The sequence below is a fragment of the Rhizobium sp. AC27/96 genome, assembly GCF_001692325.1.
Lineage (GTDB): Bacteria > Pseudomonadota > Alphaproteobacteria > Rhizobiales > Rhizobiaceae > Rhizobium.
This window is the reverse complement of the sequence record NZ_LXKN01000015.1, coordinates 1-12288: the sequence shown is the minus strand read 5'-3', so window position 1 is coordinate 12288 and position 12288 is coordinate 1. Positions and strand designations below refer to the sequence as shown.

Annotated in this window: 11 protein-coding genes; 6 read left to right on the top strand and 5 right to left on the bottom strand. The window is 57.2% G+C overall.

What is annotated here, in order from left to right:
• Positions 1-123 precede the first annotated feature (123 nt).
• Entirely contained in the window at positions 124-888 is a 765-nt protein-coding gene (locus A6U86_RS12265) for a DNA-binding transcriptional regulator (RefSeq protein WP_068391239.1), read from the top strand.
• Positions 889-900: 12 nt separating this feature from the next.
• On the opposite strand, the gene A6U86_RS12260 is transcribed toward A6U86_RS12265, so the two are convergent.
• The 3 genes from A6U86_RS12260 to A6U86_RS12250 are packed head-to-tail and all read right to left on the bottom strand — an operon-like array spanning position 901 to position 3255.
• Positions 901-1767, bottom strand: a complete 867-nt coding sequence (locus A6U86_RS12260) for an amidohydrolase (RefSeq protein WP_158008755.1) — start codon at positions 1765-1767, stop codon at positions 901-903.
• A gap of 14 nt (positions 1768-1781) precedes the next feature.
• Positions 1782-2594 (bottom strand): hypothetical protein, encoded by an 813-nt coding sequence (locus A6U86_RS12255; protein WP_068391502.1) that lies wholly within the window; start codon positions 2592-2594, stop codon positions 1782-1784.
• A 10-nt stretch (positions 2595-2604) separates the two neighbouring features.
• Positions 2605-3255, bottom strand: a complete 651-nt coding sequence (locus tag A6U86_RS12250; RefSeq protein WP_068391233.1) for a flavin reductase family protein — start codon at positions 3253-3255, stop codon at positions 2605-2607.
• A 250-nt stretch (positions 3256-3505) separates the two neighbouring features.
• On the opposite strand from A6U86_RS12250, the gene A6U86_RS12245 reads away from it, so the two are divergent.
• Positions 3506-4315: an HpcH/HpaI aldolase/citrate lyase family protein gene (locus tag A6U86_RS12245; protein ID WP_068391230.1), complete on the top strand. Its 810-nt coding sequence runs from the start codon at positions 3506-3508 to the stop codon at positions 4313-4315.
• A 303-nt stretch (positions 4316-4618) separates the two neighbouring features.
• On the opposite strand, the gene A6U86_RS12240 is transcribed toward A6U86_RS12245, so the two are convergent.
• Complete coding sequence (locus tag A6U86_RS12240) at positions 4619-5269, bottom strand: TetR/AcrR family transcriptional regulator (protein ID WP_068391500.1); 651 nt, start codon at positions 5267-5269, stop codon at positions 4619-4621.
• A 187-nt stretch (positions 5270-5456) separates the two neighbouring features.
• Here A6U86_RS12240 and A6U86_RS12235 point away from each other — a divergent pair, with 187 nt between their 5' ends.
• The 4 genes from A6U86_RS12235 to A6U86_RS12215 all read left to right on the top strand — a co-directional run bounded on the left by A6U86_RS12235 (position 5457) and on the right by A6U86_RS12215 (position 11327).
• Positions 5457-7577 carry a TonB-dependent siderophore receptor gene (locus A6U86_RS12235; RefSeq protein ID WP_244509898.1) on the top strand — a complete coding sequence of 707 codons (2121 nt, stop codon included), beginning with the start codon at positions 5457-5459 and terminating at the stop codon, positions 7575-7577.
• Positions 7578-7587: 10 nt separating this feature from the next.
• Positions 7588-8709 (top strand): ABC transporter substrate-binding protein, encoded by a 1122-nt coding sequence (locus tag A6U86_RS12230; RefSeq protein ID WP_068391224.1) that lies wholly within the window; start codon positions 7588-7590, stop codon positions 8707-8709.
• A 19-nt stretch (positions 8710-8728) separates the two neighbouring features.
• A complete protein-coding gene (locus tag A6U86_RS12225; RefSeq protein ID WP_068391221.1) occupies positions 8729-9850 on the top strand; it encodes a siderophore-interacting protein in 1122 nt (373 codons plus the stop codon).
• A 373-nt stretch (positions 9851-10223) separates the two neighbouring features.
• Positions 10224-11327, top strand: a complete 1104-nt coding sequence (locus A6U86_RS12215; RefSeq protein WP_141683695.1) for a hypothetical protein — start codon at positions 10224-10226, stop codon at positions 11325-11327.
• Here A6U86_RS12215 and A6U86_RS35175 read toward each other — a convergent pair.
• A complete protein-coding gene (locus A6U86_RS35175; RefSeq protein WP_141683694.1) occupies positions 11286-11975 on the bottom strand; it encodes a DUF6012 family protein in 690 nt (229 codons plus the stop codon). The genes A6U86_RS12215 and A6U86_RS35175 overlap by 42 nt on opposite strands.
• Between the last annotated feature and the right edge of the window lie 313 nt (positions 11976-12288).

Genomic DNA, 12288 nt, shown 5'->3' with positions numbered 1-12288 from the left:
CTGCCGATCAGCCGACACAGCTCTTGCCTAGAGTTGGGGTAAGGATCTAATCGGGAGAGGGAGGCCGGTCCTGCCGAACTGCTTGTCAGCTCGCGCAGCATTTCGGGCCATAGGAGGTTTCAGATGCCATTCGCGCCCGTTCAAGCGGTGACGAAAGCCCTTTCGGTACTCGCAACCGTAAACCAGGGCGGTCTCGTGAGCGTAAGGGAAATCCACTCGCGGACGGGTATTCCAAAGCCGACAGTCGTTCGGCTTCTCCAGACGCTGATCGCCGCCGGCTATGTCAATCAGGATGAGAAAACCCGCGGCTACCATGTCACCTCGGCAATCGCCAATCTGAGTTCCGGATTTCACGGTGCGCCGAAGGTTATCGAAGTGGCGCGATCCTTCGCCGACAAGCTGACGAAGGAGATATTGTGGCCCTGCGCCATCTGCACGCTGGATATCGATGCCGTTGTCATCAACTACAGCACCATCCCGGATAGCCCGATTTCACCATTCCACGCGTCGCTGGGGCGCCGCTTGAGCCTGGGCGGCCGCGCCCTCGGCCGGGCCTATCTCTGCTTCTGTCCGCCGGACGAGCAGCGAATTCTGCGGGATGTCATGCGGGCCTCCAAGGACCCGGAAAACAGCCAGATCAGCGACGGCACTTTCGAAAGAATGATCGCACGTACGAGAGCGAAAGGCTTTGCCGAGCGGAATCCGGAGCTCGAGCCTAAAAGTTCAGGCACGATCGCATTTCCGATCCGGTCCGGAGAGCGGGTGCTCGCGACATTCGGGGTTACCTACTTTCGATCCGCCCTGCGCGGAAACCAAAACAGGAAAGTCATTGTCGAGGCCTTGCGCGAGACCGTCACCGCCATCGAGGCTCAACTTCAGGCCCCCTGAAATGAGGCCGGATCACCGTTCGCTCAGGATGGTTTCGAAACCGTATCGTTCAACCGGGTTGCAAAAGAGAATTTGCTCCCTCACCTTGCTGTCTGGAACCCAACTGCGGAATAGCCCGAGCAGATGATCGATGGTCGGCGGAGTTCCCGCAAACCGTACGAACGGGAAATCCGTTGCCCATAACAGGCGCTCGCTATTGGCTTCCACCAACGCATCATGAAAGGGCCTGATAGCATCGTAGCCGATACCGGCCGCGCGACGGCACAGCGCAAGCTTGACCCAGACGACACCTTCCCTGAGCAGAGCGAGAAGGCGCTGAAAATGCGGATGCTCAAGGCCAAGTTGCGGATCGAAACCACCCATATGATCAAGCACGACGGGAACCCGCGCCTTTTCCAGGTCCCGCCACCGTTCTAGCGTAACAGATAGCGGCGTCCAGATCTCCGCATGCATGCCGACATCGGCCATGGCCGGTGCAAGCTTTTGCAGGAGGACATCCAGAGGCACGGTTCCAGGCATGCGGCTGCCATCGGCAAGCAGGTTTTCGACGAACCGCAACCCTGCAACACCCTCCCCTTTCAAAGCTGCAAGACCTTCAGCATCGATAGATGCATCGGCCACTCCCACGCCTCTCGCCTTCGCACCCAGCACCTTCAGCGTTGCCCTCAACAAGTCGAGATTTCGGCCATAAGGCGTCGGCTGAACAAGGACGACACGGGAGACACCGGCTTGTGTGGTCTCCGTCAGAAGGGTGCTAGCCGGCGAGAAGGGCGGCGCATAGGCCGGAGCGTTCTCGAAGGGAAACCGTTCCGGATCGTCAAACACATGAACATGGCAATCGCAAACGCCATGTTGGAAGAGAAGTGGAGTGTCCTTCATTTCGGCTTGCCGCCTCATCGTGCCCGGTAGTCACCGGCATTGAAAACCCAGCCCTTGGCGATGAAATCGGTTCTTGGTGGAGCAAATACGTCGATGAGAATGTGTTGTCCCGCGCCGACGCCTTCCGTCGTGTGAATAAGCTCGGGCGGAATGACCAGCATGCTGCCAGCCGATGCCTCTATGTGCTGATCCTCGCGCCATTCCTCGGCATTCGACGCCCATGGCGTGCGGATGTGGTGCACGAAGTCGCCCGCGATCGCGAGGGAGCCCTGCTCGAAATCCTCATGCGCATGCGGCGACAATTTCGTTCGGTCCCGCTGCCCATCATATTCGACCCAGTTGATGCTCATCGTTGCGCTCTGGAAGAACTTCAGCCGCGGATTGCCCCCGGGAAAAGGAACCGCATCCACCTGATAGACGTGGATGCGCTCGGCATCTTTCGCCAGCCGTTCCGTGGGCTTTGCAACGGGAACCACACGTTCGTCGGGCACTTGATAGTCGACCGAATTGATGACATTGCCAGCATCCACGCCGGTACGGCCGGTCGTCAATGCAAAGGCACGGGCGCCTTGCCGCAGGTGAAGCCGAAGCGTACCGGCCGGCACAATGGCGATGGAACGGGGCGCAGTCTCCACCGTCTCGAAATCCGTCATCAACGTCGCGCCACTCTCGGGCAGGATGAGGATCGTTTCCACATCACTTTGAATCGCATGGTTGGCGTCATCAGCGCCCGTGATGCATTCGACTGTGAAATTCTGGCCGCGGATGATCGAGCTTCCGGCGGGGCTCTTGGAGAAGTATGAAAGCGAAGCTGGGCGTAAAATCATCGTCTGGACCTCAATAGGTGCTTTCATCGGCGCGTGTGAATTGCCGCTGCAGTTCGAAGCTGGGCTGGGAAATGGCGTATTCGGCGCCGCCAAGGCGCGTGACAGGTTGAGCAAGAGCAGTGTTGAAATATCCGCCTTCGTCAAGGAAGCCGGGCTGAATATGCATGCCGACTACCTTTCCGAAGGTGACGTTGACGTTTGCATTGCCCGTTTCGTCGGTCAGCCTGACAATCTCGACGACCTTGCACTCGAGGGCTGCCGGAGATCGCGCTACGCGCGGTGCCCTCACATGGATGCATTCCGCCTTTTCGAGCCCAGCATATTCGAATTCATCCATGCCGACGGGGATTGGCGCGGATGTCATGTTCATCTCTCTGACCAGATCGTAGCTGACCAGATTGAACACGAACTCACCGGTTTCACGGACATTTTTCAGCGTGTCCTTGGCGGTGCGATCTTCCGGTGTATTGCAGGAAAACGCCAGGATCGGTGGCTCGTTGGACATGATGTTGAAGTAGGAATAGGGCGCCAGATTGGCATTACCTTCGCTGTCCACCGTGCTCATCCAGCCTATCGGTCTCGGAGCGATGATCGCGTTCAGGATGCCTCGCTTGTAGGCTTTCAGCGCGATGTCGACAAAGACGGGCTCGGTATTGGCCATAAGAACTTCTCCAGCTGCGACGGTACCGATCTACGCTGCGATCTCGCGGGGGCTTGAGAACATGGCGCAATTGATGGGTAAGGTGTGGCACCGTTTTGCCGGACGCTATGCAAGACGATATTTCCGGACAAGTTCTGAATGCTGCCGTTTCAGCTGCTGAAATGCGATCGCAAATCGTAAACAGGAACAGTCGGAAGGTATATTGCTTCCGCTACAGATCGAAAGCTTGTCGTCATGTAGGAGTTCGAAAATGGGCGAAACTGATCCTAACCTTTCATTGAGGGCGCGCATTGCAGGCCATCAGAAACTGATAGGCAGCTTCGTCAAGATTTCCGGCCCGGCTTCGATCGAGATTTTGGCAGGAGCCGGCTTCGATTTTGTCGTCATCGATCAGGAGCACGGAGTGTTCGATCGCGCCTCAACGGATCTGGCTCTGCTTGCCTGTAAGGCCTCGGCGATATCGGGCATCGTCAGAGTTCCCGTGTTGACTGCAGACGGCATACTTTCGGTGCTCGATTGCGGCGCAATGGGCATTCTCGCTCCGCATATCGACAGTGTCGACAGAGCAAGGGAACTCGTCGCGGCATGTCGCTACAGAGGCGGCCGCCGTGGTTTCTCTGCGGTAACACGCGCCGGCGGCTATGGCGCAAAACCCGTGTGGAAACATGTTGATGAGGCAGATGCCAGCGTCGCTGCTATCGCCATGATCGAGGACCCGGCCGGCGTCGAAAACATAGACGAGATTATTGCCGTCGAAGGGCTCGATGCCGTGTTCATCGGCAGGGGAGACCTGACCGTTGCCTATGGCGCAGCCACAAGAGACGACCCGGCAATCGTGTCCGCTGTCGATAGAATCATCGGCGCGGCCCACCATGCGGGCAAGCCGGTATGGATGATGGTCGAGACTGCCAAGGACATGGAGCCATTGTTGGCAAAAGGTGCATCTTCCTTCATCGTCTCCTCCGATCAAGGCATGCTTCGAAACGCCGCCCGGGACACGATGGACAGAATCCGCACGCTTACGAGAGGCAAGGGCAGCCCTTCCGAAACACCGGTCTGATCGATTTCCCCTGCTGCTGACCGTCATGAGCCACGACAATGCCACCTGCTCACCCCAATTTCCAACGTGAAATCGTTCAATCCAGATTCGATGATCTTGGCAGGAGTTGGAATCCGTATGCTCCTGAAAAGGTAAGAACTTCTGGCTGCGGAATCCCAAGCAGTTTTCGCCTCGATTTTCACTCAGCGCTGCCCCACCCAGCCGTCGAAAAACTCGAGCTTGATTCAGCTTGGGCCCGATCAGCAACGTCGGACGTAGGTGCAAAAGGGGATCAGGAAGACCCCAAAATTGGCAGACTGGCCATCAAGTTCTCCCCCCAGTCAAACCGTTGATGAGCCAATGCCAGGTTCTCTCAAAATGCGCTTCGACGTTGCGGCGCAAATCAAAGTCATTACTGCCCATCATTGCCGCGGCCGTCGGCAGCGCGACCATACAGTGAATGAGGTGACTGGCAATCTCGGCAGCGTCTCCTGCATCAATTGCGCCAACCTCTTGCGCTTCGCTGACCGCCTTGATCAGCTTCGCCATGATCGGATCCGGCTGAGGCGGTATCGGGTCATTCTTCTCGAAAACGACGGCCTCGCTGAAGGTGATGCGCTTCAAAGCGATCAGCTCGGGCTTCATGTTGACATGGAGAAGCTCGAGGACGAGAGCTCTCAGCCTTTCCAGCGGATCGCCTGATATCGGGGGCATTTTCTCGAGCTCGGCAACGGCCTGCTTGTGCGCATGGACCACGACGGCTTCGAACAGGGCGACCTTCGAGGGAAAGCGACGATAAACGGTATCCTTGCCTGCTCCGCAATGAGCGGCCACCTGTTCCATCGAAGTGCCTGCAAACCCCCTGCCCGCGAAAAGCTCCGTAGCGGCCGCGATGATTCTTTCCGCCGCCATGTCCTGATCCGCCTTCGGAGGACGGCCAGCTCTTACGACCGTGCTCATGCTTTTTGCTACCATCATTTTCTCCGTCTTTCCCCTTCCAGCCACTCTTAGAACGCTGCATACGCTTGCCAACACAAAAGTTGACGAACACATTCATATTAACTGGACAGGACGTACCCGTTTGATTTAATCAGCTATCAAAACTTCGAAGCTTCGACCATGGGGATTATTCGTGAAGCACAGCCTTTTATTAAGACATACTTTGCTCGTTTCCACTTTCCTTGTTCCTGTCGCGCAAGTCGCGGCTCAGGAGAGCAGCACGCAGCTGGCGCCGATCGTCGTCCAGGGTGCGACCAGCGGCAGCGACACATCCACCAAAACCTTGGCCAAATCGACGCGCTCCGCGACCAAGACCGACACGCCCGTGCTGGAGACGCCGCAATCGGTCACAACGGTCACCCGCAAGCAGATTGACGAGCAGAACCCGCAGACCGTCAGCGAGGCGCTTCGTTACACCGCCGGCGTCCTTTCCGACCGCGATACCAACTCTCGCTACGATTCCGTATTTCTTCGCGGCTTCGGCAATTTTGGAACCGCGACCAATTATGTAAGCTATCTCGATGGCTTGAAACTACAGCGCGGGCAGGCTTTCGCCACACCGTCCATCGATCCGTTCTTCCTCGATCATATCGATGTCCTGAAGGGGCCTTCGGCTCTTCTTTACGGGCAGATCAGCCCCGGCGGCCTCGTCAATCAGGTGAGCCGCGAACCCTCGAGCGTCCCGTCGAACGAGCTGCGCGTCGAGGGTGGAACGAATGGCCGGTTTCAGAGCGGCCTTTTCTCGACAGGCCCGCTCACCAGCGACGGCACCTGGCAATATGGTGTTTCGGTCGTCGGCCGCACCTCCGGTACACGTTATGACCATGTGGATGAAAAGCGCATCGGCGTTGCGCCCTCGCTGAAATGGGAGCCGGACAAGGACACGTCGCTCGTCATTTCCGGCTATTATCAGCGCGATCCGGAAGGCGGCTATTTCAACTCGGTCTACCCGACGTTCCTCGCACCCGGAAACCTCAGCCGGTTCCTCGGCCCCAAGTTCAATATCGGCGACCCGTCCTACGATTCCTTCGAGCGCAAACAATATGGCGCCGGTTACAGGTTCGAACACAGCTTCAACGATCAGGTGACCGTCCGTTCGAACTTCCGATATTCCGGTGTCGATGTCGATATGCAATCACTTCAGATGAACGGGCCGATGTCGGCCACGGGCATCATTCCACGCTGGGCCGTTCATTCAATCGAAGAGGCCAAGGGCTTTTCCTTCGACAACCAGGCCGAGTTCAAGTTCGACACCGGCGCTGTAAAACATACATTGCTCGCCGGCGTCGACCTTCAGCACTCCGACAGCAGCTGGAAATATCTGATAGGCGGCGCGACGCCGATCGACGTCACCAATCCGGTCTATGGCCAGCCGGTTGGTCCGTTCATGACCTATTACAATAACGACCAATCCCTTCGCCAAACAGGCATTTATCTACAGGACCAGATCGAACTCGATCGTCTCCGAGCCGTTTTCGGGGTGCGTCATGACTGGGCGGATCAGGACACCCGCAGTCTTGTCTCCGGGACATCAGCAGAGCGATCTGACAACGCGACGAGCTACCGCGCCGGCCTGCTATATCTATTCGATAACGGCATCGCGCCCTACGTCAGCTACGCCACCTCATTCGAACCGTCCACCACCACAAATGCGAGTGGCAATCCGTTCAAACCAACGGAAGCGCAGCAATATGAAATAGGCGTCAAGTACCAGCCAACAGGGCTGGATGCACTCTTCACGCTCTCGGCCTTCGATATTCGCCAACGAAACGTCGTTTACTACGATGCCGCGTCGATTTCCTACCAACAGCAGGGCGAGATCCATTCCCGCGGGCTGGAATTTGAAGCCCGTGGCAACGTCACCAGCAATCTTGAGCTGATCGGCGCAATTTCCCTGCTCGACACGGAAGTCTCAAAATCTTCCGATACGTCGATCATCGGCAACCGGCCGCAGGCGGTGCCGCGCTACTACGGCTCGCTGTGGGCGAACTACACGCTAGATTACCCGGCGCTTGAGGGCCTGAGCGTCGGCGGCGGCGTCCGCTTCGTCGGCGCCAGCTATGCCGACGATGCCAACAAGGTGAAGGCCGACGGATATACCTTGCTGGATGCCGCGGTGAAGTATGATTTCGGCGCCAAAAACCCGAAATTCAAGGGGCTGGAGGCAACGCTGAACGTCACGAACCTGCTCAACAAGGAATACTACTCCAGCTGCAGTTCCAACTACTATTGCCAGTACGGAAATGGCCGCACGGTCATCGCCGGCCTAAGGTACAAGTGGTGAGGCGTTATTCATGATAACGCGACGCCAGTTCTGCACATCCATCGCCACTGCGGCAATCCTGTCGCGGGTTACGCCGGCTCTGGCAGAACCATCGTTTAAGGTCATCGACCTGGCAGGGCGCGAGTTGCAACTCGCCTCCCCGCCGAAAAGGATCATACTGCTTGAAGCGCATGATCTCCTGACGATGTCGTTGCTGCATCCAGATCCCGCATCGTTGGTTGTGGGCTGGGCGGCCGTCGACAGAATCGACAGCGAACAGTTGCAGACACGTCTTCTGAACGGTCATTCGGTCAGTGTCGTCGGCAAGCAGACACCTGACACAGTCTCTCTCGAAGGATTGATCAGCCTCTCGCCCGATCTCGTGGTGACCAATGCCTTCATGACGCCCGATGGCGACAGCAATCCGATGGTGGAGAGGCTGAAGCAGCTGGGCATTCCCGTGGCATACAGCGATGCTGCGAGCAACAGCGCGGCCAGCGGGCAGGCAAGCGATCCCGTGGCCGAACTCAAGGCATCCATGCAAATGTGGGGCACGCTGCTGAATGCCACGGCAAAGGCGGAGGCTTTCACGTCCTTCTTCGACCGGGAGCTGGCCAAGATCGCCGCCCTCGTGAAAGACAGCCCACCCGTGACAACCTATCTGGAGGTCCAGTCCACGCTGGATGACTGCTGCTGGGCGGCCGGACGGAAAGTCTGGGGCGAACTGTTGGCGCTTGCCGGCGGCCAGCCCCTGCCCGGCGTGACCGCGCCGTGGTACCAGCAACTCTCTCTCGAATATGTCGTGTCCACACCGCACGACGTCTACATCGCCTCCGGTGGCGGCTGGGCTTCCGGCAGCCGTCCCGCCATAGGTCCGGGGATCGATCCGAAACTTGGCCGCGAAGGCCTGGAGCGCTTGATCCACGGCCGCGTTGGCTTCGACCAGCTTTCAAGCGTTCGCAGCAAGCGCGTCTACGGAATCTGGACCGGGCTGATTTCCAATCTGCCGTTGAACGTGCTGTTCGTCGCCGCGGCAGCCAAATGGCTTCATCCCGAACAATCCGCCAACATCAATCCCGATGCCATCCTGGAGGCGATTAACAAGGACTTCGCGGCCTTTCCAATCGAAGGGCCTCTATGGGTCTCGATCTGATTTCATGGGGACAATTTCAATGAGTTCAACGGCCAGCAAACGCTACAGCGCGAGCGCAGTGGTGCAATTTGCGAAGATCGACGACTATGTCGATCCGATCATCGAGGCCATCGCAACCCACGACATGACGATTGAAGAGCGCGGGGGAGTTCACCATATCGGGTCCCCTTTCGGGGAAGCTACATTCGAACCCCTGCAAGGCGGCTTCAGACTAACCGTCGAGGCCGGTGAGGCCAGCGGAATAAACTGCCTCAAGCATGCGCTGGTCGGACCGATATGCTTCATCGCCGCCCGCGAAAAGCTGAATATCGAATGGGAGGGCGACAAAACGCTGCCCACTCCTCCCGATGATCTCCGACTGTTGTATGTGCGATCGATAGAGGACATTTCGCCCGGCTTTCGCCGTATCATCTTCAAGGGCGAACATCTGGAACGCTATGACCGCCACGACCAGCTTCACTGTCGGCTCATCTTCCAGCCACGCGGGATCACCAACCCACCCTGGCCCATGCTCAACGAGCTGGGCCACATCGTCTGGCCGAAGAATAGCGTGGTTCCAACCCGCGTCTACACAATCCGGCGGATCGACATGGAGCAGCAGGAAATCACCATAGACTTCGCTCTTCACGAGAATGCCGGTCCGGCGACGCGATGGGCGATGGAGGTTCGGACAGGAGATCTGGTCGGTATTCTGGGACCTGCGGCCAACGGACCGAAGCCTGCAAAATTTTATGTGCTCGCCGGAGATGAGACGGCCCTGCCGGGGATTGCGCGAATTCTTGAATCCTTCCCCCCTGACACCAAAGGCCATGCCTTTGTCGAGGTGGACAGCAAGGCCGATGAATTGCCATTGACTTATCCTCCGGGCGTGACGGTCCACTGGCTTCATCGCGATGGCGCCGCCGCGGGCACGACCACCCTGTTGGAAGATGCCGTCCGCTCGGTTGAGTGGCCGCCAAACCGTGAGGAGGTGTTTTTTTGGGGTGGCTGCGAGCACAAGGCATTCAGCGCTATCTATCGCCATCTAAGACATCACATCGGCCTTCCGAGGGAAGGCTTCGTGCTTTACTCCCATTGGCATAGATCTCTCAGTGAAGAGCAGATCATTGCACGGGGCGCGGAGGCTTATTTGCCCCAATAAATCGCGGCCCCGCCAGGATATTCGACCTGAAAGTGACCAAATACCGGACCTGCAAAACGAGTGTCATCGCCCATTTCGACCCGAAGGTGTTCGGCTTCGTCTTTTCGATGCGAATCTCAAATTGGCGAAGGTGCACAGCAACGAGATCGAATCCCACTGCCCGATTGGCCGGTGGCGGATAGTTGCCATAAACAGACGAAGAAAATTAGCAGACGATCTATTCCGCAAATCGCCATCCCTGCCATTTGGCACTATAATTTGTCTTTGGTCATCCTATACAACAAACATAGGTTGCATCCAGAACATACGACATCCAAATGAAATGGTATAATTCAGCCGTCACCCTGGCGGCTAAACCCTATTGTGTGCGAGAATGAGCTATATAGACCCAGCCTTGCGCGCCCAACTGTATGAAGCCGCGTTTATCCCCGAATACTGGGAGAACGTGCTCGATGAATTTCGCACCGCAATCGCGGCGGATGCGGGATATCTGTACAGCGTTGGACAACAACGCGCCGTACATACCAAGCAGCGTCTGTTGCCTGCCAACGAAGATCGTAGTCTTTGGGGCGTCGACTTCCATAGCTGGGTTCGAAAAAGCGCGCCGGACGCCGCTTATGAGCGCTTTACCCTTGGTACGGAATACGCTGCCGAAATCCCGGCATACCTCAACAAATACGTCGAACTTAGTCGGCGGCATTCCTTTGGTGATGACATTGCCACCATTGTTGCTCCGCCCAGCGGAGATATGATCGTCTGCGGCTTCGACCGGCATGTCCGCAGCGGTCATTTTAGCGAGCAGGAAGGCGATCTCCTCAACCACTTTTATCCTGACGTGGTGCGATCGGTTTTCGTTTCCGCTCGCTTGCGGCTGCAGCAGTATCAAAGCATGGTCGACGTCATGGAGGCCCTGGGCGCCCCATGTGTGGCAATTGGCGGCCGCCGGCGCATTCAAACGATGAACAAGCAATTCGAAACCCGTTTCGGAAACCTGTTCTCCGGCGCCTGGAACCAGCTCAACCTGGGCAGCGCCAACGAGCACCTGGAAGCGATCCTCAGCAAGGTCGAGGCCGACCAGGACTACGCCCCCGGCTCCTTCGGCCTGCGCGATCGGCAGGATGCTCCCATTGTCCTGCATTGTTTTCCGATCCGCAGGGCGGCACACGATATCTTCACATCCGCCTCCTGCTTCGTCTTCATCACTGAGATGAACGGCAATGGCATCGGGCCGGAGCCCGAGCTTCTCAAGGCTCTCTTCGGCCTGACAAACAAGGAAGCGCAGCTATCCAGCGAACTGACCGCCGGCTATTCGCTGCAACAGGCGGCCGCCAACCTCGATATCACTTTTGGCACTGCGCGTGCCTATCTCTTGCGGATCTTTCAAAAGACCGGCACCGCGCAGCAGTCCCAACTCGTCGGCCTGCTCAGCAGGACATCACCCGCCTTCGTAAAGCCCACCAGCATGGGAGACTATTGAGGGCCTCGGAGAACCCGCTACCGCGTGATTGAGTACCAGGGTGGTTTTGAATCGGTCATCGAAGCCAGGCATGCGCTCACGGAGAACCGTCGCCTCTGCGAACCGCTCTACCTCGATTGTCGGCATCGTAAATAGTTCGAACCGCTCTATTACAAAGCCATCCTGAACACGATCGACGCATGTATCGAGACGATTGCCGCGCTTGAGTTCCATGAGCGGTTCGCCGATGGCCGGCGATATTCCTTTCGACCAGGCTGGCACTCGGGGCCTCCATCCATGCAGGTTCCAAAGCGCCATGTCGTCACTGGCAACATTGAACTCCTCATCCAAAATCACGTACCGCACATAGTGCGTGACCGTGCGATCGATCTCAAAACCTGGCTTTGGCTCAAACCTGACCCGCCAACATGTCAGGGTACTAAAGCACTTCACATGCCCTGGTGTTTCCAGGAGAATGCCATCGGCAGACTTAGACTCGTTATTTTTGCAAACGGCGAGAACATCTATGTCGCCGCGAATTCGTCGTGCGGTTACCTCGAAACCGCTATGAGCATGAAATCCAAATTCGGGTATCTGTAAATCGACCAAATCAACGCGAGCAGGCAGATCTCGGCTTAACAGGAAGCGAGGTCGGACATGAATTATCAAAAGCAATTTTCCTTATCATTCCGGCATCAATCAAAAAGTGCTCAAACATGGATGAACTGCTTGTGGTGGCGATTTCGTAGCCCTCATGAAGAACGGCTTGACCCCGATATGTCATACAAACGTTAGGCACCCATGGTTCATTGAAGCGGCATGCCCCATGTGTTGATTTCCGGTAGGAACTGACCCGTTGGTGGCAGATATTTCCATTGAGAATTGGCTCTGACGCACATTTGCTGCTGTGCAGGTCTACGACGCACCGATCAACCGCGCCTGCAGGAGATCGAGTTTTGCTCTTCCGTACATCTGGCGCTTA